The following is a 21334-nucleotide window of genomic DNA, read 5'->3' on the forward strand; positions in this document are numbered from 1 at the left end:
AAGTCGTTACTATTTCTAAGGCTTCCCTTAATTGGGACAGGCTCTTTGTGGGAGGATTTTGATAACATAAGTTAACACTCCCTGGACAAATCTCTATCTGTGTGGAGGGTAATCAGTGACCAATTGTATTGAGGAACGACAAAATTGGCTAAACAAGACTTAATTGAAATGGAAGGGACGGTAACCGAATCCTTGCCGAACGCCATGTTTCGGGTTGATTTGGATAATGGCTTCAACGTCCTTGCCCATATTTCTGGCAAAATTCGCCGTAACTACATCAAAATCTTACCGGGCGATCGCGTCAAAGTTGAACTGACCCCTTATGACTTGAGCAAGGGGCGAATCACCTACCGACTTCGCAAAAAATAAAAATCGGTAGGGTTGATTTCGGGAATTATTTGACGCGAAAACCAAAAAATGATATAATAATGTGCTTGCGTTGTCACTAAAAAAACCATGAAGGTTAGAGCATCCGTCCGCAAAATTTGCGAAAAATGTCGCGTTATTCGACGTAGAGGTCGAGTAATGGTTATTTGTCCAAACCCCAAGCACAAACAACGTCAGGGGTAATCCACCAGACTCTATAAGACTCATTTGTAGCACAAAACCAGCAAAAGGGAGAAAAATACCGTGGCAAGAATTGCCAGTGTAGACCTACCTCGTGATAAACGAATAGAAATTGGTCTAACCTACATCTACGGAATTGGTCTATCTCGCTCCAAAGAAATTCTGGCAAAAACGGGCGTTAATCCGGATATCCGCGTCAAGGATTTAAGCGATGCTGACGTAGCCACCCTGCGATCAGTGGTAGAGGGCGACTATCAAGTCGAGGGAGACTTAAGGCGCTGGGAAGCCATGAATATCAAGCGCCTGGTTGATATTGGTACCTATCGCGGGCGTCGTCATCGCCAAGGGTTACCTGTGCGCGGTCAACGAACCCGCACCAATGCCCGTACCCGCCGGGGTAGACGTATTGCCGTTGCCGGTAAGAAAAAAGCACCAGCGAAGAAGTAACACTCTTATTCAGTTCACACCCATCATTAAGATAGCCAACTAAAGCGATATGCCGCGACCAACTAAAAAAACTGGTACAAAAAAGCAGAAACGAAACGTTCCCAATGGAATGGGATTCATCCAGTCCACCTTCAACAATACCATTGTCACCATTTCTGACACGCGAGGTGATGTTGTTTCCTGGGCATCGGCGGGATCAAGTGGGTTTAAGGGAGCTAAGAAAGGCACCCCATTTGCCGCTCAAACCGCTGCCGATAACGCCGCCCGTCGAGCGATAGACCAAGGAATGCGTCAAATTGAGGTAATGGTTAGCGGTCCTGGTGCAGGTCGAGAAACGGCTATTCGCGCCCTGCAAGGGGCAGGACTAGAAATTACCCTAATTCGGGATGTCACGCCAATTCCTCATAATGGTTGCCGTCCCCCGAAACGACGCCGCGTCTAGGAACGGGAAATTGGGAGCGGGAATTGGGGAAGCCAAAGCCAGAGTTTGATTTAGGGTATATCTCAATCAAACCTTCACGTTGGTTTAACCCGCATCCGTCTCGACTCGACAACAAAATCAAGTGTCAGCATTGAGCGAATTATGCTAACCACTAATACTTTGCTTATTGCCACTTGTACCAAATTGTGGGTTAGGCGCAACAAAAATTCAAAAGTACTCGCTTGGTGCTTTTGATGGGTTCCTATGAATTAAAGGAGGGAGGTCACTCCGTGGCGCAGTTTCAGATTGAGTGCGTAGAATCCAAAACACTAAAGAATCAAAGTCAATATAGCAAATTTGTCCTAGAACCTCTCGAACGCGGTCAAGGTACAACAGTTGGGAATGCCCTGAGAAGGGTTCTCCTGTCTAACCTAGAAGGTACAGCGATTACGGCTGTCCGGATTGCTGGAGTCAATCATGAGTTTGCCACCATTGAGGGAATCAGAGAGGATGTCCTAGAAATTCTTCTGAATATGAAGGAAGTCGTCCTCAAAAGTTATACACCCGGACCCCATATTGGTCGAGTCATGATCACTGGACCCTCAACCGTGCGATCGGCTCAGTTTGACCTACCGTCGGACGTAGAATTTGTTGATCCCGGTCAGTATATCGCGACCCTAGCCGACGGTGCCAAACTGGAAATGGAGTTCCGTATAGAAAGAGGCAAAGGATATCGCTCTGTAGAACGGGGTCGTGATGAAACATCTTCAGTCGATTTCCTGCAACTTGACGCCGTATTCATGCCGGTGACCAAAGTCAACTACAGCGTCGAGGATACTCGTATTGACGGTTCCCTGGAAAAAGACCGCTTAATTTTAGATGTTTGGACAAATGGCAGCCTGTCACCCCAGGAAGCACTGAGTCAAGCCGCTAATATTCTGGTGGATTTATTCAATCCCCTGAAAGATATCGAGCTGAAGCCAGAGCCTGTGGGTCGTCCTGAAGATGAAGATCCAACCAGCCAAATTCCGATTGAAGAACTGCAACTGTCGGTGCGGGCGTATAACTGCCTCAAGCGAGCGCAAATTAACTCCGTTGCTGATTTACTAGATTATAGCCAGGAGGATCTGCTCGAAATCAAGAACTTTGGTCAAAAGTCTGCCGAAGAAGTCATCGATGCCTTGCAAAAACGCTTGGGGATTACATTGCCCCACGAAAAATCGGCTAAACCAACTTAAGGTAAGGATTGAGACTAAATGGCTAATCGTCAACTCGATTAGCCATTTGATTGAAAAAGTTTTCGTTGTTGTGGGATTGTAGAGGAATAAAAGAAAATGCGTCATCGTTGTCGCGTACCCAAACTGGGAAAACCAGCCGACCAGCGTCGAGCGCTGCTCAGAAGCTTAGCTACAGAGTTGATTCGTCATGGTCGAGTCACCACCACTAAAACGCGGGCAAAAGCTGTGCGTTCCCAAGTGGAAAAAATGATTACCTTGGCAAAAGATGGCTCCCTAGCGTCTCGCCGTCAAGCCTTGGGTTATATTTACGACAAGCAGTTAGTTCATGCCTTGTTTGAAGGGGTGAATGATCGCTATGGCAATCGTAACGGTGGGTATACTCGCGTACTCAGAACCCTGCGCCGTCGTGGGGATAATGCGGAAATGGCAATTATCGAGCTGGTGTGAACTCAAGTCATGTCCGAGTGCGAGGCTAAGCCAACTCAACGCATTGCCCTGGTGATTCAATACCTGGGCACAAAGTTCTATGGTTGGCAACGACAGCCTCACCATCGCACGGTACAAGCGGACATTGAGCAAGTTCTGTCCACCGTCGAAGGAAAACCTGTAACCTTACACGCTGCAGGGCGTACTGATACAGGGGTTCATGCCGCTGCCCAAGTCGCCCATTTTAACAGTAGTACTCCGATTCCCGGTGAGCGGTGGATGGCTATGCTCAATAGCCGACTACCGGAGGATATCTTGATTCGGGCATCAGCCCCCGTACCCGCCAATTGGCACGCTCGCTTTTCGGCGATTTGGCGTCGGTATCGGTACAGTATCTATACAGACGCTTGTCCCAACTTGTTTGTGCGACCGTTTAGTTGGCATTACTATCACGCTCCCTTAGATGAACATCGGATTCAGGAAGCACTGAACCCGCTACGGGGAAAACACCACCTGGCGGCATTCCATCGCGCCAACTCTGGACGGAAGCATTCCTGGGTCACGGTTCAGGACACCCACTGTTACCGGAATAGTTCATTTATTCATATTGAAATTCAGGCGGATGGATTTTTATACGGCATGGTGCGGCTACTCGTCGGCATGCTGGTGGAGGTAGGGCGGGGCAACCTTGATCCCCACGAGTTTACTCAACTGTGGGTGAATCAACAACGGGAGCGGATTAAATATTCAGCACCAGCAAAGGGTCTGTGTTTGTTACGAGTGGGTTACCCTAACTCGCCGTTTCCGCCAAAAACGTGGTTTGATACTCAGCCGAAGTTTATCTTGCCGACTGAGACGCCCGCCCAATTGTGTTTAGGTTAACTGTTTACCGTTTGAAGTAATCAAAAAAAACTCATGGAAAAAACTTACCTGCCAACTCAGGATTCCCTAGAACAAAATTGGTACGTTATTGATGCCGAAGGTCAACGTCTGGGACGATTGGCAACTGAAATTGCCATGATTCTGAGAGGGAAAAATAAACCGATCTATTCCCCGCATATGGATACAGGGGACTTCGTGATCGTGGTCAATGCCGAGAAAGTCGTCGTCACCGGCAAGAAAAGCAGCCAGAAGCTCTATCGCCGCCATTCCGGTCGTCCGGGTGGGATGAAGACGGAAACCTTTGCCCATTTACAAGCCCGTATACCAGAACGGATTATTGAAAAGGCGGTTAAAGGGATGCTGCCCAAGAATTCCCTCGGTCGTAAACTTTTTACTAAGCTGAAAGTCTACGCGGGTGCAGCTCATCCCCATGACGCTCAAAAGCCTCAAACCTTAACCATTAAAACTATTCCAGGAGAACAAGACTAATGCAAGCAACAGAACCGATGGAAAATCGCGCTGTTTACTGGGGAACGGGTCGCCGTAAATCCTCAGTTGCCCGGGTGCGCCTAGTTCCAGGGACGGGTCAACTCGTTGTTAACGGGCGTCCCGGCGATGTCTACTTTAATCTCAATCCAGCCTATTTAATGGTGACCAAATCACCCTTGGAAACCCTGGGTCTAGAAAATGATTACGACATTTTAGTCAATGCTCACGGCGGTGGGTTGACGGGACAATCGGATGCGATTCGCTTAGGTGTGGCGCGGGCGCTTTGTGAACTTGACCCGGGAAATCGCTCTCCGTTGAAGATGGAAGGGTATTTAACGCGCGATCCCCGTGCCAAAGAACGGAAGAAATATGGCTTACATAAAGCCCGCAAAGCTCCCCAATACTCGAAGCGTTAGAATTTGGGTAATACAATAGATAAATTGGGGGGACTTGCCCAAAACTACAGAACGAAGAAACGCTTGCTTATAGAGGAAAGTAACCATGCCAAAACCTGATATTCATCCCCAGTGGTATCCAGACGCCAAAGTCTATTGCAACGGAGAAGTTGTGATGACGGTTGGCTCAACCCAGCCCGAAATTCATGTTGATGTGTGGTCGGGAAATCATCCCTTCTACACGGGAACCCAAAAAATTATTGACACGGAAGGTCGTGTGGAACGCTTTATGCGGAAATACGGCATGTTAGAAGGAAATGCCTCGGAGCAGCAATCGTCTAAAGAGAAATAGCGAGGTAGCTTGAAGTGTGTTCGACGGTAGCGGAGCCTAACTCTTAATCGTTAGACTTCGCTCTTCAATGCTTTTTTAGGCTATTTTAATGGAGCGATCGCTGTAACCATGGCGGAAACTTACCTACTCGATAAATTACAATCGGTTGAACAAACCTTTCACGAATTAACGCGCCGTTTGGCTGACCCTGATATTGCCACTGATCCGGTGGAAGTGCAACGGGTGGCAAAAGCCCGTTCGTCCCTAGAGGAAGTGGTTATCACCTACGAACTCTGGAAAACAGCCCAGGAGGAACTAACTGGCGCTCGGCAAATCCTTAAGGAAGCCAATGGGGATGCGGAAATGCATGAAATGGCAGCCCTGGAAGTTGAGGAACTGCAAACCAAGCTTGAGGAACTGGAAAAACGCCTGAAAATCTTACTCTTGCCGCGTGATCCTAATGATGATAAGAACATCATGTTGGAGATTCGGGCAGGAACCGGGGGCGACGAAGCCAGTATTTGGGCGGGGGATTTGGTACGAATGTACTCGCGTTATGCCGAAACTCAGAACTGGCGGGTGAAGCTATTGAGCGAGTCCCCGGCTGACATGGGTGGCTTTAAAGAGGCGATTCTGGAAATTCAAGGGGAACAGGTTTATAGCAAGCTGAAGTTTGAAGCGGGTGTTCATCGGGTGCAACGAGTCCCGGTGACGGAAGCAGGAGGACGAGTTCATACCTCAACCGCGACTGTGGCGGTAATGCCAGAAGTGGATGATGTGGAAATTGAGGTTGATCCGAAGGATTTAGAGGTTTCCACAGCCCGTTCCGGTGGTGCTGGTGGACAGAATGTGAACAAGGTGGAAACAGCGGTTGATCTGTTCCACAAGCCGACTGGGATTCGGATCTTTTGTACTGAGGAGCGTTCTCAACTGCAAAACCGAGAGCGGGCGTTGCAAATTCTCCGCGCTAAACTGTATGAAATGAAGCTGCGGGAGCAACAGGAAGCTGTAACCTCGATGCGGCGCTCGCAGGTGGGGACGGGTTCGCGATCGGAGAAGATTCGCACGTATAATTATAAGGACAATCGGGTCACGGATCATCGCTTGAGTCAAAACTATTCTCTGAATAGCTTGCTGGAAGGGGATTTGGAGTCTGTGATTCAATCTTGTATTACCCAGGATCAACAGGAACGTTTAGAAGAGTTGGCAACTTCGGATGAACAAGGGGAATCGCTTTTGGCTTAATTGTTATTGGTCATTTGTCCTTTGTTTGTGTCATACTCGCTCTTCTCCAAGCAAGCTACGTCATTTACCATTCCGCTCAAATATAAACGACAAGAGGGCGGGTTTTGTTGATAACTTATCGGTATACCCGTCAATTAAACGGCTCGTCATTTACCATTCCGCTCAAATCTAAACGATAAGAGGGCGGGTTTTGTTGATAACTTATCGGTATACCCGCCAATTAAACGGCTAAACCCGCCCCTACAATCCCCTACAATCCCCTACAATAAGGCATAACTTCTGCCTTCTGCCTCCTGCCTTCTGCCTTGGAGTCATCTGTCTTGACAACTATGTTAAATAATAAACTTGAACAACTCACCCGCTTATTTGCTCAAATGGATCGGGCATTGATTGCCTATTCTGGAGGAGTGGATAGCACCTTAGTTGCCAAGATTGCTTATCAGGCTTTAGGCGATCGCGCTTTAGCTGTAACTGCCGAATCCCCGTCTCTGCTACCTGAAGAATTGGAAGATGCCCGGATTCAAGCAGCGGTGATTGGCATTCCTCATGAATTGGTGCAAACCGATGAAATGAATAATCCCAATTATAAGGCGAATCCGGTTAACCGTTGCTATTTTTGCAAAAGTGAACTTCACGATACGCTGAAACCTTTGGCACTGCAACGGGGTTATCCCTATGTCGTGGATGGCATCAATGCTGATGACTTGGGGGACTATCGCCCAGGGATTCAAGCCGCGCAAGAACGAGGGGCGCGATCGCCTTTAGCGGAAGTGGGGGTGACGAAAGCGGAAGTGCGCCAACTTTCGCAACAGTTAGGACTTCCCTGGTGGGATAAACCTGCACAACCTTGTCTAAGTTCTCGCTTTCCTTACGGCGAAGAAATTACGATCGCGAAACTGCAACGGGTAGGGCGGGCAGAAGTTTATTTACGGAAATTAGGGTGGAAAAATTTGCGGGTGCGTTCCCAAGGGGATACCGCACGCATTGAATTATCGCCGGAACAAATTAAAGAATTTGTGTTGACCATGGATTTACCGACCCTGGTGTCAGCGTTTCAAGATTTAGGCTTTTTATATGTCACCCTAGATTTAGAAGGGTATCACAGTGGTAAGTTAAATCGGGTCGTGAATCAAGATGATAAAGCAATAGTCTAGGGGCGGGTTTAGGGACAATTGTAGGGGCGGGTTTAGGGACTCAATTCAAATATTCACCAATAACGGAACAACTTGCACCCGCCCTCCCCACCGATAAATGAATAACAAAACCCGCCCTCCTCACTAAATGAACAACAAAACCCGCCCTAGCTTGTCACTCCCCCTGCAATCTGCCGTAAGTGGAGGGCGACCCGACCCAATTGAGTGGATACAGTTGTTCATTTATGCAAGCGGGTCGCCCCTACCCGAGAATCCAAGGTAGTCCCCTAAATAGCTTGAATGGATAATGCTTTTGCTTTATCCAAGCCAGTGCTGTTATTTAAGCTGTGGCATACTGGATATTATCCAAAATCTAGAAAAAATCTCTGGGATTGAGAATGAGCTCTCCATTAGAGACGGCATTAAAGGATTATGATACTGCCTTGCATACAGTCGAGGCAGTTGAGTCCCCATCACCGGAGCAAATCCTAGACGTTTTAATCGCTCGTGACGCCGTTGGAGTAGCCCTTTCTCAATCTTCTCACCAATCAGCCCAACTTCTCCTAGCTCTGCTGCAACTCGACGAACGCCTCAAGGGACAAACCGAAAAAATTGTTCAAAGTGTTGACTTAGCCAACTGGCGAGCAAGTTTTCATCCTCCATCAGCAGCCTGGTGGTGGTTTTTGACCAATCCCCAACCCTCCAGTGAGTTACACAACTGGCTCACCCGCTATGAAACAGCCATAAAAACCCTGGAAGAAACAACAGCTCAATCAAAAACCACGGATTATAAGGTATTGCTGCAACAGGTTGTAGATACTGTTGTGGCGCGTGATGGATTACAAAACCAACTCGATAACGCCGAGAGTGATGCAGAGAGTTTAGTCAAAATTAGTGATCTGGATAGTCGCCTAGAACAACAGTATGAAACCCTACCCAAAAAAATTGGTCGGGAACATCTTAGCCTCATGGTGGCTAAACTGGACGAACTGCGCGACATCCGCCATCCTCCAGTTAAGGCGTGGTGGTGGTTTGCCAAAATTCCCGTCCATTGGTGGGATCAGTTAGATCTCGCCTGGGATACCCTGGCTATTGTTTGGCTAGCAGCGACATTTAGCCTATTGACTGATATCTCGTCCCGTTTTTTAAATGGTGGAGTGGGTACATTTGGTGCCTTTGCGGTCATTGGTCAAAGTATGTTGGCTTTGGCTGGGGGAGGCGCACTGACGAAAACAGGACAGACAGTTGTTGAAGGAACGCTGAAACGATGGCGGATTCCCAAGCAATTTTGGCAAGAAGCTAAGTTTGGCGCGGCTAGTTTACTGTTGTTGTTTTTTGTGGGTTTTCGCTTGTCTCTGCCGCGCATTGCTCTTATCTACAACAATATGGGATATCGAGATTATCAAGCCGGACGTTTAGACAGTGCCGAGTCTCAATTTCAACGCGCCATAAAACTTAACCCAGACTACGCGGAAGCTCATTATCACTTAGGGATTATTTACGAGGATCTGCAAGATTTAAAACGCGCTCGTAAAGAGTATGGTATTGCTGTACAAAGTGGCTTTCCCGTGGCTAACAGTAATTTAGCTCGTTTACATATCTTATCCAAAAACTATCCGGTTGCTGTTAACCTGCTCCTCAAAGGTATTTTTGCCCTCGAAAGACCAGATTCAGATTATTCATCTCTTGAGGGTAAAGAGTTTGTCCAATATAGTTTATATAAGAATTAGGCTGGGCTAGATTAGTCACTGGTTACGGTATAGACGTATCAATGCTCCTGAATCTCTGAATCCCAATGATTTAATCAGAGTGACTCAAAGAAATTCTGCTAAGATTCGTTGTTCGGACTGGAGAGAGAAAGTTGTCCCTACTGGTTCAACGCGAGTCAGTGATATTTGCCCCTCAGTGAATAGACCAAGACTGAGACATAGAGGTAGTAACATTATTATTCCTCGGCGCTGATGCTGACCTTTTAAACTGAAGTTCCCCCAGCCAAAAAATCAAAACTGCCTCACCGTGCGGCTTTCCGCGATTTTTTAGCCGCCCTACATGTGTACAATCGCGCTCAACCTTGATGTAGCGTGGGTTTCAACCGATCTCTTGTCATATTGCAATCATTAGCGATACGTTCTGAAGGAACAGGCTCCGCCAACGCGCTATTTTGGCAAGTGCTACTTATGTACGATTTTTGAGGGGTTTTAGCGCTAAAACCCCTACGGTGTAATGCTTTAGCCTGGGTGTAGTACATCTGAATGGGGGGAACTTCAGTTTAGTTGTCTGTGTCAATCTGTGTCTCTCACTATTCAGTGTTTGGGAACATACCATCTCATCTGTGTAATCTGTGTTTTTGTCAATACTTGGCAATAATTTTTATCGTAACTTTAACAAAATACATGCGTCCAATGGGATATTGGGCGTGAGACGAAAACCATAAATTATACAAAGTTCTACGAATATTCAAGGGATTTAGCTGGGTCAAGATTATTTTGACTTACAAAACACCCACAGTAAAGAGTATACCTTAAAATGGTACAATCCCCTCACAATCGCCGAAACCCCTGAAAAATCGTAGCTTTTTCCCAAACAGAGGTAAAAAACGAGCAATTATGACGTTTTGTTAAGACAGTAACATGATTGGAAAATTTAAACCGTTCTGGATAAACTAATAGTTTAAATTATTAGAACTTGACAACCTTAGCTGACTTTCGCGTTAATCCTTGGGTTTGAACCCAAGGTGGTTTAACGGGAGTGGCGCAAGATATAAGTACAACTATCCCTTGCTGTATTGATCCCACTCTTTGACAATAAACGAATAATTTGTCCCTATTTTCACATAATAAAGCGCATCAAAGCCTTCATGCCAACGCGGTAAAACCAGCTTTTTGTGCGTTGCTAAAATCCCTGTTACAGGAATCACTTGTTTCCCTTGGCGTTGAGAATTTCGTCGCTTACAATCCTCTAGAACCGATTGAAAATAATACCCCACTACCCGAAATCTATTGTCCTTCGCGGGTACAATATAACGCGCCCTATCTGCCGGCTTTGGATTCGTGTTATCTACAACAAACCGCTGTTGAGCATCGAGACAAGCTTGAACCAGAATCTTTTCCCGATGCCGAGTTTTGAGCATATCCAAGTTAATCCGGATATGAGTATTATAAAAGCGATCGCGGCAAAATGATGATTTCCCTGACGCCTGAATTCCGATTAAGATAACCGCTTCCATGGTGGTTTTGCTTTATTGCTGCGACAACTCCATAACCCTTAAATTGAAGGGTACTGAAATTTTGGCTGGTGGGCAATGCCCACCCTACGGTATATCAAGAATTTCGGTGAATAAAAATGCTTATTGAGCGTGCCATTGTCCTCAAATTAGGATGAGAGTGACGGCGGTGATTTTTTACGGTATTGGTGATAGCGTCGGTAAATCTCAAGGTTTAACAAACAAGCCATCAGCCAGGTTAATCCCGCCGCTTGTCCGGCTACAATATCCGTGAACCAATGAACACCCAGATAAACCCGACTGAAGCCAATCAGGACAATCAATACAATAATTAAGCTGACAATCCACCACCGCCAACGGCGAAAATGACGGGCTAGTAAATAGCCAATAAAACCATAGATAACCAGTGATAACATGGCATGACCACTGGGAAAACTTGATGTATTGGGTTCACCCTTGGTAATTTGCCAGAGTTGGGGACGTGGACGGTTAAATAACTGTTTAATTAACAGGTTTAATCCAGTTCCACCAATAGCTGTAATCGCTAACGCGGTAAAATAAACCCGCTGTTGTCGCCCCCAAAATATTGCCCCTAAAATTAAACACATTAGAGTAAAAACTACGGTTCCACCAATAATCGAAGCACCCCGCATTACCCAATCCAGCAGCGGTGAATGAAATTGTTTAACCAGCAACATTAGGGTTGTGTCAATTGCCTGAGTTTGCTTTTCTAACACCTCATCCGCAATTTCTAGAAATACCCAAAGCCCCGCAACTGTTAGGATTACCCCTAAAATCGGGATAATAGCAAGCTTCCAGAACAGAGGCTTATTAGCTTGCGATCGCCAAATCTGAATGAGAGTTGCCATGATTTGGCTTGATTTTTCCTTGAACATCGTTATACAGACATAAGCTGTTATACATTTAAATTGGGAATGGGTAGCGAGCAAGATGCTCGCACTACCAACAAAAATTACTTTTTGTTAAAATTGATTTTTGGGGATTTATATAATCCTTGCGTAGCAAGACACGATGTCATTTATTTGCCCCATCTTCCCCATTCAAGCGTAACCGAATTAGCAGGTCATTTAACGCCTCTTTTGCCGAGGGTGCGGCAGGGAGTTCACTCGACTGACTGGCTTGTTCTAATTCCTCATACAGCCGTTCGTATTCTCCCCGATAAAACGCTAAATCTCCCTCTTCTATCGGAGATTTTTCCGCACTGGCTAATTTCTGGGCAATTAAATCGGAAATATATGATAATCCAAATTCTTCATTCAATTTGAGCAAATTGGCTTCCACTTCACCCGTTTTTATTAAATGAATACCCGTGAGTAAAACCCGATAGACATAAAGCAAGGGCTTAATGCGACGCGGACATTCTTTGCCAAACAGTCGCCATTGAGTGCGGGCAAAACCTAAGTAATGATGGCTGTGGTGGCGAGTGATGCACCCTTGCGCGATCGCTTTGAGTTCTTGATGTTCTGGTGTTGTATGAACAATAAGCGGAGAGTACAATTGCTCTAAGACATATCCATTCTTTTTTAGGAGTAGAGAAAAGAACTTTTTGATATCGTGAGTAACTAAATCTAGTTCCAATCCGTCTCGAATTTGCGACACTTCAATCGTCTCACGTCCGGTTTCTAGTCCGATGACGTCTTGTATTGGTAAAATGTGACTACCGCGCAAATCGTAATCCGAATCGGGTGAGGGAAACCCATACAAATGTGACCCGCTAATGGTGACAAATAATAGTGGATACGGCTGTTTGCCAACAGCGGGAAGTAAGCGATTTTGTCTTTCAATCATGACTTGCCTAAAACCAGTGAGTAGTCTTCCAGGGACACTTTTAGTAGGTGGATACGCCTCTAATAGGCGGCATCCGTGTCAACTTAAGCTACAATTTTTACCAATTTTGATCCGGAAATTCTTGGCGGATGGAGCCGCGACTACCGGAGGTAAAGCCGGGGAACGAGGCTATACTGACACTGAATCGACTAAAAAACGCTTTTGTTTATAAGTTTGCTGACAGGGAAACGGCTGCTCAATAAACCAGTGTTTGCATCCATCGTGGGATAGAGACGAAACTTGACTTCCGGCACTTTCAAAGGCGCCGTGCATACAAATATTACCTTTGTGTTCTCGTAAAATTGATTGTGCTGTCTCAATCGAAAATTTGCCTTCATTAACTTGACATAACTGTCTGACTCGCCCTTCTCTGGAATCAATGGATAGTGATTCTGAATATCCTCCTTCCGAAAAGATGCTGGCGAAATCAAAATCTTCCTCTCCCGTACACCATCCCCGATTCACTGCATAGTTAATTATCTCTGGATGGCGCAGATCACCTGAATTCCGAATACTGAGATTATTAGAAATTGAGCGGGTTCCTTGTTGTATTCGTTCAGCTACCCAATACTCACCGGCGGTTTCTAATACCCAGGCGTCTTGGGAGTCTGCCAAAATAAATGAGTTATGATAATTCATGGAAAAATTTTCGGCACAATTCCCTCCTTGTCCATATTCTTTTAGCAACTGGGTGATGACATGAAGCGCCTCTAATGCTGTTTTGCCTCGTTCTAATCCTAAGCGGACTAAATCCATGCCCAGCAAACCTTTAGTTTTATAGGGTTCAACTGTCCAAACGGCTTCATTGCCAATCACAACGCCACATTCATTTGCCCCCATTTCTGCACCCCACATCCATCGGGGTTTGGAGAGGATCACGGCTAGGGTTTTCTCAACTTGGAGAATTGAGATATAGGTGCATTCAACTGTTGTGTTTGAGTTGTAGTTTCTGGCGGGAATGACGACAACATCTTGAATTTCACCCTGGGGGCGATCGCTATTTTTGCCGAAAATAATATCACCGTTGAGTGTTGAGTTTGGTAGGGCAACAAATGTATCACACATGAGGTTTATTTGCGATTTAATTTTCTAAACAGTAGAGACGTAGCATGCTACGTCTCTACAAGGTTATGATGTGTGGCAAATATTTTGATCCATTATTCATTATAGGAAGGGAGGTAAACGTTTAGGGCGAAGACAGCTCAACTACAAGCGCAATTACAAGCACAATTACGAGCGACTTCGCCGTGCTTTTATTAAGAAGGTGTTGGCTTTTTCATAGTCTGGGCGTTCGGGTAATGAGGTTTTTCTCAAGGTTTCATCAAACTGATGATGTAACGCTAACCGCCAAGCATTTACTTCCTCCCACGCCATGTCTCCCTGGCGAATCGCTAGCAATTGCTGTCGATAGTCCTCGACTTTAACGGGAACAAAGCCTTCTTTGAGAATTGTAATCCCTGATAATAACAAGCGGATCAGATGCATGGCGTGTTTTAAGCGAATCTGTCCTTTTGTACGGAGATCTTGCTCCATTTTTTTGAATTGGGACATTACATAACCGTTATAGGTTTGATAGACTAATTGCGAGAGAAACATTTCTCGCTGGTCTAGTAGGTCTTTGGCGATGGGGGTTGCTGTCTCGACTAAGGGTGTATACAAGCATTCTAGAACATTGGGATTGGCTTTAAGCGCTAAGATTAAAAACTTTTGCAATTCCCAATAACATTCCTGATTTTCCTGATTTTCTAACTGTTCGGGAATGCCGTAAAGTGACCAGTGAATATCAGCAGGGGGTAAGTAAATCCCGCGACGGTCAATATCTGAGGTTTCCTGATCTAAACCAAAAGCTCTAGACCCGACAATACAACGATAGATGACATATTCGTATAAATTGTAATCACTCAGGCTATCAGCGGCTTGCTGTAATCCTTCGTTTTGAAAATGCTTGCGGATACTAAATTCCTGTCGATTTAGGGTGATTTCAACGTTGTTTGGCAAACGGATAAGATACGCATGGGAATTATCGGTGGGTGATTTGACGATAACACCAACCGCACCGCGTACACATAAGGGTTCATTGGCAGAATTTTTTACCTCGACACGACTAACAACTTGTGTGCCGACGGGCAGGATTAAGTTAGGATTCATTCTGTGAATTGGATGTGCGATCGCCAGAAACAGATCGTTAGTAATCTCAACGTATTACAAATGTAACAAGAAAACGACATAACTATCTCAAACATAATCGACACAGCGATCGCGGACTGTCCTAAACTGATAGGCAAACACGGATCACAAATCAGGGCATGGGGCAGAAACGGGCAATAGTATGCGGATATTATGGCAAGGGCAATGGGGGTGATGAGGCGTTACTGGCGTCGTTGCTACAAATGTTGCCTAAATCGATAACACCACTGGTGCTTTCTGGTAATCCGAACCAGACACGTAAACGGTATGGGGTAGAAACCTGCGATCGCACCTCAGCGTTTCGTGTGCTAGAAGCCTTTAACCAAGCCGATAGTTTGATCTGGGGGGGTGGGAGTTTAATCCAAGACGCCACCAGTGCCATGAGTCCAGTGTACTACAGTGGACTTATGGGATTAGCTCAAAAGCGGGGCTTAAAAACCATTGCTTGGGCGCAGGGAATTGGTCCCTTGCAGCGTCCTCTAACGCGCTGGATGGCGCGACAATGTTTTCAAGGGTGTACAGGCGTCAGTGTGCGCGATCGCACCTCAGCCGCCCTCCTCGCCGATTGGCAGGTTCCGTTTCGGGTTGCTCCTGATCCAGTCTGGGCATTAGACTCAACCCCAGTCCCTGGATTATGGGACTTACCTGCACCGAGAGTCGCCGTCACCTTGCGATCGCACCCCCATCTTACCCAAGAGCGTCTCGCCAACCTCACCCAAGCTCTGATAAACTTTCAGGGGGCAACCAAAACCTGTATACTACTGGTGCCATTTCAGGCATCTCAAGATCTGAGCATCGCCCAATCCATTGCCTCCCAGCTTCCGGATACCCATCAGATTTTTCAGCTCGATGAACCCCAACAATTAAAAGGATTGTTTCGGGGAGTAGAAATGGCAATTGGGATGCGCTACCACAGTCTGATTATGGCAGCAGCCCAAGACTGTCGCTGTTTTGCCTTAAGCTATGACCCGAAGGTTGATTCCCTAATGGCAGAACTTGACTTACCCGGATGGAAGTTAACCGACATACCCGATGACCAAAACGCGATCGCGCATACCTGGATCGATTACTATGCCAATGGTAATTCCAAGAGCCGCGATCAAATCCAATCCTTAGTGGATCGGGCGTTGATGCATCAAGATTTATTGGTAGACATTCTCGTCAAGGAGTCATGAAAAACAAAGGCAGAGGGGCAGAGGAGCAGAGGGACTTTATGCCAATGCTCTTATCACTCGTCTTCGGCGGTTCTCAAATTCTCCCAGCACAATTTGTAATCTGGCGAGTTTTGTGTCTTATTAAAATTTATAACCCATAATTCATAATTGGGTTGATTTGTGACCCTCTGGATGAAGAGCTATGAGTGATTCTGACACCCCCAATAAAGAGCCTCTCCCGGAGTCCAGTGAATGGACAGATGAGAGTGCTGAACCCAACCCCGATGAGCAAGAGAATCCTGCATCTGAGACGCTGATCAACCTCTTTCAGATAGCCGACATGAATGAGGATGAACCACAGCCGGATGTGGAAATCGACCAAACCGTCGAGTCAGACTCCACAGTCAACGTTGAGGCAGACACAAGCTATCCTGAATCACTCCCCACCCTGGCAGAATCTCGCAACAAAGACGCGGATTGGTTTGCCCTTGCCCAAAAAATGCGCCAGCGCAATCGCCGCTTGCTGGAACAAATTGCCCAACTACAGAACGCCCTGAGTGAAAAACAGGACGCCTTAAACGCCGAGATGGTGCGATCGCAAGAGCAGGATAGTCTAATTGTCCGCCAAGGCGAGGAACTTAACACGCTGCAAGACCAATTAACTCGTCTCTTCCATACCCTAGAATCCTCCCATCAAGCCGCAACTCGCCAGCAAATTCTGATTGAAACCTTGTCCGAGCAACTACAAAGCTCTCAAGAACGAGTGGCACAACTAGAACGGGAATGCGCTCTCACCCAGCAACGGAATAACGAACAATCCCATCACTTACTGCAATCCGCCAATACCTGTCGAGAACTTAAAACCCGCTTACACCGACAACAACAGCAAACCTTACAATTCAAAGTCGCCCTGGAAAAATGCCTGGAAATGCCGAATCGTCAGGATAGCGTTGCCCAAGCCACCCGTCCAAAACGGGATGTAGGCGGTGTTGTCCCCAAAGCCCAACCGATCCAACCTTGGTCTGCTCAACAGGATTTCTTAGTCGATGAATCCTCAACTGATACCGAACCCCTTTGGAATCGTCCCCTCCAGCTCGATTCATTATTGGCGACATCTGCTTCAGATACCGAAGACGTTACTGAACCCTCGGAGTCTCACCCATTAACAACGCCAATCGACTCAACCGTAACCCCGATTTCAGACAGTACGGCGGCGGAGTTAGAAGCCGAACGACAACTTCTGGCGGAAATGAACTCCCTGGCGCAAGCTTCAGGATTATCAGAAGTCGCATACGATTTAGTTCAGGAGCCAAACCCTTGGATGCTCGAACCCGGAAGGGACACAGAAACCGGTGATGAATCCGAACTATCCTCAGCAGAGACTGAGGCGACTGAAGATGAATGGGATGAAGAGAATGAGGTGACTCTCCCCCAACCCAATTGGCCCTCACCTGTGGTTTATCCCCTACGACGCCCGAAAAAAATTAAGTCATTGTCATCAATTGAGTTACCAAGTTTTCCCCGGTATCGCCCTGTGTAAAAATGGATTAAAACCCTTGTATAGTATAGCTTTCAGCTTAATTCAGTAAGCCCTAAATAAACACTATAAAACAGATGTCCCAATCCTTAGAACCTCAAGAGCGAGATAGCCTGGACATTCAATTACTGGTTCTGGATATTGATGGCACGATCGCAGGTGAATCCAACACGATTACAGAACCTGTCAAGCAAGCCATTCGTAGGGTACAAGCAAAGGGGATTCAAGTCGCGATCGCAACCGGACGCATGTACTGTTCTGCTTTACGCTTCCATCGGCAGGTGGGTTCTACCCTACCGATTCTGGCGTATCAAGGCGCATGGATTCAAGATCCCGCCACAGAGACAATTCACCGCCATTTATCCGTCTCCCGTGCTAGGGCTGAACAATTATTGGATTATTTTGAGAGTGACATGCTGCGATCGCAGCTTTCCGTCCATTTCTATATCAACGATCAGTTGTATGTTCGGGAAATGACCCCCGAAACCCAGCGCTATGCTCAACGGGCAGATATTCAACCGCTATCAGTGGGTGACTTGCGTCAGGTACTCACCAACGAACCCACCAAGGTATTAGCCCTCTGTCAGGATACAACGGTTATCGACCAATTATTTAGCAGATTGCGCCAGCAATACACCCCCGCTGAACTTTACCTGACTAAATCAGTCGCCACCTTCTTTGAAGCCACCAATCCCCTCGTCAACAAAGGAGAAGCCGTGCGCTACCTAGCCGAAGACTTGCTGGGATTATCTGCCCAAAATATTATGACAATTGGCGATAACTTTAACGATATCGAAATGCTGGACTATGCAGGGTTTGGCGTCGCCATGGGCAATGCGCCTCTCGAAGTTCAGGCGATCGCGCAGTGGGTAGCTCCCTCGGTTGAACAAGATGGCGTAGCCACAGCCATTGAAGCGTTAATTCTGTGACATTCCCTAGATCAGAAAGGGAACCGACGACTGTCCGTGTTTCGTCTCGGTTCCCTCGCTGGTTCGCTCCTCACACATTCAGAATGATACCGGAATAAGTGGAAAATGTCACGCCTCGTAAGAAAAGTTGTTTTTCTATGCTCCTCAAATAAGCTGTGACGTCCTCCTACACCGACCCTACGGGTACTGGCGATTCATCCCACGCTCAATCGAAGATTAGAGCGTGGGGAACCTATCGCCGGATCAGCTAAATTTAATTTCTTCTCCCCCAGATCCCAGACGTAGCATGCTACGTCTGGAACATTGCTCCCCCATCTTCCCCAGTGCCTACAACGCTCTAGGAGCAGATACACCCAATTTTTCCAGGAGCGATCGCAACACCACCTGCGTAACCCCGATTAACCCCAATCTCGCTTGAGCCAAGGGCAAGTCATGAATCTTCACCTCTCCCCAAATTCGGCAGGATTTGTCAAATTGCTCATAAGCCTCACTTACAGCCAATCCTTGTTTAACCCAACGCTGACAATCGGAAGCACTCATCACGTCTAACAAATCTAAAAGCTGGACAATCAACTCCCATTCAGCAGGATGGGTTAAACGTAGGTGCACCGACTCCCGATCCGACTCTCTTGCTACTTCAACCCAAGGAATTGGATTTGGGAAAATGATCGTAATTAATACCTGAATTAACCCCTGCTCGTCAGCCAAGCGTAAAAGCGAACAGCAACGGGCATGAATATATTGAACGGGAAAAATTTTGTCAGAATTTAGCTGATTTTGTTGTTGTTTTTCCCTATCCCCGGCTCCCCCTTTTTTCTGAAGTTTCTCGTTTAAGTAATTTTCGGGGACTGATGGAAAAGGGGTAATTTTAAAGCACCCTTGTAAGTAGATGGCTAAGGCGCGATCGCTAAGTCGGAAAATAATCCAGCCTGGAGGCAATACTTCAACGGTAAAATTGATACCAATCGCGTCAGCAGACTCTTGAGAAAGCGTCAACAAAGCGGCGGTAAGCTGATGGGCGATGTCTAAGGGAGTCTGTTGCCAAGCCGAAGATAACTTGAGTGCGATCGCAGACCGATAGCATACATAATTATAAGTAGATACACGGTGTAAAGGTACAGTCTTCGGTGTCAACTGAGCCGCTATGGGTAAGGTGTTGATTCTGTCAATTGCCTGCCAAAGCTGTCGTTGAAACTGAGATTTGATACTCACATCGTTACTAAAGGATTTCACCGTGAAAACTCGGTGGTTAAATGTATCTTTAGCTACTTTTGACTCCATATACACTGAAAGACAAGTGGGATCTCCATCCTAATGGATCTATGAATTTCCAACCCCAAAGCCCCCCTCTGATTGCCGAAATTGCCTCACCGACAGATACAGCCGAGGACTTATTTGCCAAGGCGACGGAGTATTTAGAGTCAGGCTGTCAAGAAGTTTGGTTAGTGTTTCCGGAGACTCGTTGGATTTTGGTGATCACTCAGAATCAGACATTAGCATTTCGTTCCGGTGACGTAGTGAGTACGCAGGTTGTTCTGACTGGGTTTAGCGTAGCCGTCGATGAGTTGTTAGCATGATATCGTTATATCTATATCCATTTACTGATTAGTCGCCGCGATCGCACCTTGTCCTTGGGGTGAACCAACATAACCCAGAAAGGCTTGCACCTGAGGAGTTGCAGGTTGCTTGTAGACGTAGTAAAGTTCTCGTTGATAGGGATAATTCGCCGCTTCTGGAGTTAACCCATCGACGGGTACAGTTCGCACCGTTTGTTGATCCGCAACCTGGGCGTAGGTGGTATAACTAATTCCGTTGTTGCCCAATTCTCGCAAAATTGGAGTTGTTGCATCTTGCTGCATTGTGACAATGTTGGGTGTTGTACCAAATTGCCCACCATTGAGTACCAGTTCTTGAAACGCCTGACGAGTTCCGCTAACCGGGGGACGATTAATCACGCGAATCTGTTTTGAAGCATCACCGACTTGTGACCAATTGGTAATCTGTCCTTGAAAAATTTGCTGCACTTGCGCCTGAGTTAAACCTCGCTGAAAGGGATTTGCCTCACCCACCACGATCGCGATCGCATCTTTTGTCACAGGTACAGCCACTAAGCCTTGGGACGGTTCTGGGGAGATTAGAGGACGAGAAATCGCCGCAATATCTGTACCTCCAGTTAACAGCGTCCGAATCCCCTGATCTGAACCCCCAGCTTGGGTTTCCACAGTTGTACCTTGAAACTGCTGTTCAAAACTTTGTTTCAAGGCTTGATTAATTTGCACCATACTCGTCGAACCGGCGATCCGAACAATTGTACCACTGGGGACAGTTTGAGGCGGTGCAAAAGCCGTGTTAGGATTCGCGGCTGGCGTTCCCGGATTAACAGGTTGAGTGGGTGGGGATGGATTTTGAGTCGAGTTATTCTCACCTCCCGTCAATGTTCCCAAATTCATACCCGATTGACGAGTAAACCACCAAAAACCACCCGCTAATATAACAAGTGTAATTACCAACGCAGCAATAAGTGTTCCAGTTTCGTTCTTCTGTGACATATTTGTTTAACAATGATAAATAATCGGCGGGTAATCGGATAACTTCCTGAATGAAACGCCTGCTTATTGAGCTGATTTCGCCGTCCGGGACATTGCGTCCGGGACATTGGGAAAGCGGCACAAAGGGTTCCTGGTAAGGCGGAATTAGTTCATCGGGTTTGCGTCCAATCGGTAAAGTTTTATTGTACATTGAATTTCGTTTTTCTGAGACATGCGATCGTGAGTTCAAGTCGCCAAATCACCAATCACCTTTAGCTTACACAATGACGAAATTCTTGTAGTGCGTTAAGCGAAGCCATGCCGCAGGCTTTGCATCTTGCTCGCTACTAATAC

The 21334-nt window shown here is 46.6% G+C and carries 23 protein-coding genes and 2 pseudogenes; 17 read left to right on the plus strand and 8 right to left on the minus strand.

What is annotated here, in order from left to right; all coding sequences use genetic code 11:
- The first annotated feature begins 144 nt into the window (after positions 1-144).
- The 13 genes from infA (at position 145) to RIG27_RS01930 (ending at position 9304) form a co-directional block, all read left to right on the plus strand.
- Positions 145-369 (plus strand): translation initiation factor IF-1, encoded by a 225-nt coding sequence (gene infA, locus RIG27_RS01870; RefSeq protein WP_006100613.1) that lies wholly within the window; start codon positions 145-147, stop codon positions 367-369.
- Positions 370-456: 87 nt separating this feature from the next.
- Positions 457-570 (plus strand): 50S ribosomal protein L36, encoded by a 114-nt coding sequence (gene rpmJ, locus RIG27_RS01875; RefSeq protein WP_071777214.1) that lies wholly within the window; start codon positions 457-459, stop codon positions 568-570.
- 60 nt (positions 571-630) lie between these two features.
- Positions 631-1014, plus strand: a complete 384-nt coding sequence (gene rpsM / locus RIG27_RS01880; protein ID WP_006100714.1) for a 30S ribosomal protein S13 — start codon at positions 631-633, stop codon at positions 1012-1014.
- 49 nt (positions 1015-1063) lie between these two features.
- Positions 1064-1456 carry a 30S ribosomal protein S11 gene (gene rpsK / locus RIG27_RS01885; RefSeq protein ID WP_446340173.1) on the plus strand — a complete coding sequence of 131 codons (393 nt, stop codon included), beginning with the start codon at positions 1064-1066 and terminating at the stop codon, positions 1454-1456.
- 269 nt (positions 1457-1725) lie between these two features.
- Positions 1726-2673, plus strand: a complete 948-nt coding sequence (locus tag RIG27_RS01890) for a DNA-directed RNA polymerase subunit alpha (RefSeq protein WP_446340172.1) — start codon at positions 1726-1728, stop codon at positions 2671-2673.
- Positions 2674-2769: 96 nt separating this feature from the next.
- Positions 2770-3120 (plus strand): 50S ribosomal protein L17, encoded by a 351-nt coding sequence (rplQ, locus tag RIG27_RS01895; protein ID WP_446340171.1) that lies wholly within the window; start codon positions 2770-2772, stop codon positions 3118-3120.
- A 9-nt stretch (positions 3121-3129) separates the two neighbouring features.
- On the plus strand, positions 3130-3981 hold the full coding sequence (gene truA, locus RIG27_RS01900) for a tRNA pseudouridine(38-40) synthase TruA (protein ID WP_446341890.1): 852 nt from the start codon (positions 3130-3132) through the stop codon (positions 3979-3981).
- A gap of 33 nt (positions 3982-4014) precedes the next feature.
- Entirely contained in the window at positions 4015-4470 is a 456-nt protein-coding gene (gene rplM / locus RIG27_RS01905; RefSeq protein ID WP_446341891.1) for a 50S ribosomal protein L13, read from the plus strand.
- A complete protein-coding gene (gene rpsI, locus RIG27_RS01910; protein WP_446340168.1) occupies positions 4470-4886 on the plus strand; it encodes a 30S ribosomal protein S9 in 417 nt (138 codons plus the stop codon). Before rplM ends, rpsI begins: the two co-directional genes overlap by 1 nt.
- A gap of 85 nt (positions 4887-4971) precedes the next feature.
- Positions 4972-5217, plus strand: a complete 246-nt coding sequence (rpmE, locus tag RIG27_RS01915) for a 50S ribosomal protein L31 (RefSeq protein WP_006100490.1) — start codon at positions 4972-4974, stop codon at positions 5215-5217.
- Positions 5218-5325: 108 nt separating this feature from the next.
- A complete protein-coding gene (gene prfA / locus RIG27_RS01920) occupies positions 5326-6441 on the plus strand; it encodes a peptide chain release factor 1 (protein ID WP_446341893.1) in 1116 nt (371 codons plus the stop codon).
- 329 nt (positions 6442-6770) lie between these two features.
- Positions 6771-7595, plus strand: coding sequence for an ATP-dependent sacrificial sulfur transferase LarE (larE, locus tag RIG27_RS01925; RefSeq protein ID WP_446341895.1), 825 nt, complete (start codon positions 6771-6773; stop codon positions 7593-7595).
- A gap of 377 nt (positions 7596-7972) precedes the next feature.
- On the plus strand, positions 7973-9304 hold the full coding sequence (locus RIG27_RS01930; RefSeq protein ID WP_446341897.1) for a tetratricopeptide repeat protein: 1332 nt from the start codon (positions 7973-7975) through the stop codon (positions 9302-9304).
- A 1040-nt stretch (positions 9305-10344) separates the two neighbouring features.
- Here the strand turns inward: RIG27_RS01930 and RIG27_RS01935 are convergent.
- The 5 genes from RIG27_RS01935 to RIG27_RS01955 form a co-directional block, all read right to left on the minus strand.
- Positions 10345-10800, minus strand: a complete 456-nt coding sequence (locus RIG27_RS01935) for an AAA family ATPase (protein WP_446341899.1) — start codon at positions 10798-10800, stop codon at positions 10345-10347.
- A gap of 146 nt (positions 10801-10946) precedes the next feature.
- On the minus strand, positions 10947-11666 hold the full coding sequence (locus RIG27_RS01940; RefSeq protein ID WP_446341901.1) for a phosphatase PAP2 family protein: 720 nt from the start codon (positions 11664-11666) through the stop codon (positions 10947-10949).
- Positions 11667-11832: 166 nt separating this feature from the next.
- Complete coding sequence (locus RIG27_RS01945; RefSeq protein ID WP_446341903.1) at positions 11833-12606, minus strand: nucleotidyltransferase domain-containing protein; 774 nt, start codon at positions 12604-12606, stop codon at positions 11833-11835.
- A 168-nt stretch (positions 12607-12774) separates the two neighbouring features.
- Positions 12775-13710 carry a C69 family dipeptidase gene (locus RIG27_RS01950; RefSeq protein ID WP_446341905.1) on the minus strand — a complete coding sequence of 312 codons (936 nt, stop codon included), beginning with the start codon at positions 13708-13710 and terminating at the stop codon, positions 12775-12777.
- Between the two features lie 165 nt (positions 13711-13875).
- Entirely contained in the window at positions 13876-14793 is a 918-nt protein-coding gene (locus RIG27_RS01955; RefSeq protein ID WP_446341907.1) for a nucleotidyltransferase domain-containing protein, read from the minus strand.
- Between the two features lie 158 nt (positions 14794-14951).
- Between RIG27_RS01955 and csaB the strand changes: the two genes are divergently transcribed.
- From csaB to RIG27_RS01970, 3 genes are all read left to right on the plus strand, one after another.
- Positions 14952-16007 (plus strand): polysaccharide pyruvyl transferase CsaB, encoded by a 1056-nt coding sequence (csaB, locus tag RIG27_RS01960; RefSeq protein ID WP_446341909.1) that lies wholly within the window; start codon positions 14952-14954, stop codon positions 16005-16007.
- Positions 16008-16188: 181 nt separating this feature from the next.
- On the plus strand, positions 16189-17526 hold the full coding sequence (locus tag RIG27_RS01965; RefSeq protein ID WP_446341911.1) for a hypothetical protein: 1338 nt from the start codon (positions 16189-16191) through the stop codon (positions 17524-17526).
- Positions 17527-17600: 74 nt separating this feature from the next.
- Positions 17601-18452: a Cof-type HAD-IIB family hydrolase gene (locus RIG27_RS01970; RefSeq protein ID WP_446341913.1), complete on the plus strand. Its 852-nt coding sequence runs from the start codon at positions 17601-17603 to the stop codon at positions 18450-18452.
- A 327-nt stretch (positions 18453-18779) separates the two neighbouring features.
- Here the strand turns inward: RIG27_RS01970 and RIG27_RS01975 are convergent, their stop codons facing one another.
- Positions 18780-19733 (minus strand): DALR anticodon-binding domain-containing protein, encoded by a 954-nt coding sequence (locus tag RIG27_RS01975; RefSeq protein ID WP_446341915.1) that lies wholly within the window; start codon positions 19731-19733, stop codon positions 18780-18782.
- 20 nt (positions 19734-19753) lie between these two features.
- Between RIG27_RS01975 and RIG27_RS01980 the strand changes: the two are divergent.
- Positions 19754-20029: pseudogene (locus RIG27_RS01980) on the plus strand (Uma2 family endonuclease); the annotation flags it as partial.
- Positions 20030-20050: 21 nt separating this feature from the next.
- On the opposite strand, the gene RIG27_RS01985 reads toward RIG27_RS01980, so the two are convergent.
- Entirely contained in the window at positions 20051-21001 is a 951-nt protein-coding gene (locus RIG27_RS01985; RefSeq protein WP_446341917.1) for a phosphate ABC transporter substrate-binding protein, read from the minus strand.
- A gap of 2 nt (positions 21002-21003) precedes the next feature.
- Positions 21004-21182: pseudogene (locus tag RIG27_RS01990) on the minus strand (phosphate ABC transporter substrate-binding protein); the annotation flags it as partial.
- Positions 21183-21334: the final 152 nt, after the last annotated feature.

The organism is Coleofasciculus sp. F4-SAH-05, assembly GCF_040222985.1.
GTDB lineage: Bacteria > Cyanobacteriota > Cyanobacteriia > Cyanobacteriales > Coleofasciculaceae > Coleofasciculus > Coleofasciculus chthonoplastes.

Coding starts and splice junctions, on each gene's coding strand:
- rpmE (WP_006100490.1), top strand. CDS start 4,972: ATGCCAAAACCTGATATTCATCCCCAGTGGTATCCAGACGCCAAAGTC.
- rplQ (WP_446340171.1), top strand. CDS start 2,770: ATGCGTCATCGTTGTCGCGTACCCAAACTGGGAAAACCAGCCGACCAG.
- RIG27_RS01935 (WP_446341899.1), bottom strand. CDS start 10,800: ATGGAAGCGGTTATCTTAATCGGAATTCAGGCGTCAGGGAAATCATCA.
- rpsK (WP_446340173.1), top strand. CDS start 1,064: ATGCCGCGACCAACTAAAAAAACTGGTACAAAAAAGCAGAAACGAAAC.
- RIG27_RS01955 (WP_446341907.1), bottom strand. CDS start 14,793: ATGAATCCTAACTTAATCCTGCCCGTCGGCACACAAGTTGTTAGTCGT.
- RIG27_RS01965 (WP_446341911.1), top strand. CDS start 16,189: ATGAGTGATTCTGACACCCCCAATAAAGAGCCTCTCCCGGAGTCCAGT.
- RIG27_RS01930 (WP_446341897.1), top strand. CDS start 7,973: ATGAGCTCTCCATTAGAGACGGCATTAAAGGATTATGATACTGCCTTG.
- csaB (WP_446341909.1), top strand. CDS start 14,952: ATGGGGCAGAAACGGGCAATAGTATGCGGATATTATGGCAAGGGCAAT.
- RIG27_RS01950 (WP_446341905.1), bottom strand. CDS start 13,710: ATGTGTGATACATTTGTTGCCCTACCAAACTCAACACTCAACGGTGAT.
- rplM (WP_446341891.1), top strand. CDS start 4,015: ATGGAAAAAACTTACCTGCCAACTCAGGATTCCCTAGAACAAAATTGG.
- RIG27_RS01940 (WP_446341901.1), bottom strand. CDS start 11,666: ATGGCAACTCTCATTCAGATTTGGCGATCGCAAGCTAATAAGCCTCTG.
- rpsI (WP_446340168.1), top strand. CDS start 4,470: ATGCAAGCAACAGAACCGATGGAAAATCGCGCTGTTTACTGGGGAACG.
- prfA (WP_446341893.1), top strand. CDS start 5,326: ATGGCGGAAACTTACCTACTCGATAAATTACAATCGGTTGAACAAACC.
- larE (WP_446341895.1), top strand. CDS start 6,771: ATGTTAAATAATAAACTTGAACAACTCACCCGCTTATTTGCTCAAATG.
- RIG27_RS01945 (WP_446341903.1), bottom strand. CDS start 12,606: ATGATTGAAAGACAAAATCGCTTACTTCCCGCTGTTGGCAAACAGCCG.
- RIG27_RS01975 (WP_446341915.1), bottom strand. CDS start 19,733: ATGGAGTCAAAAGTAGCTAAAGATACATTTAACCACCGAGTTTTCACG.
- RIG27_RS01985 (WP_446341917.1), bottom strand. CDS start 21,001: ATGTCACAGAAGAACGAAACTGGAACACTTATTGCTGCGTTGGTAATT.
- rpmJ (WP_071777214.1), top strand. CDS start 457: ATGAAGGTTAGAGCATCCGTCCGCAAAATTTGCGAAAAATGTCGCGTT.
- RIG27_RS01970 (WP_446341913.1), top strand. CDS start 17,601: ATGTCCCAATCCTTAGAACCTCAAGAGCGAGATAGCCTGGACATTCAA.
- truA (WP_446341890.1), top strand. CDS start 3,130: ATGTCCGAGTGCGAGGCTAAGCCAACTCAACGCATTGCCCTGGTGATT.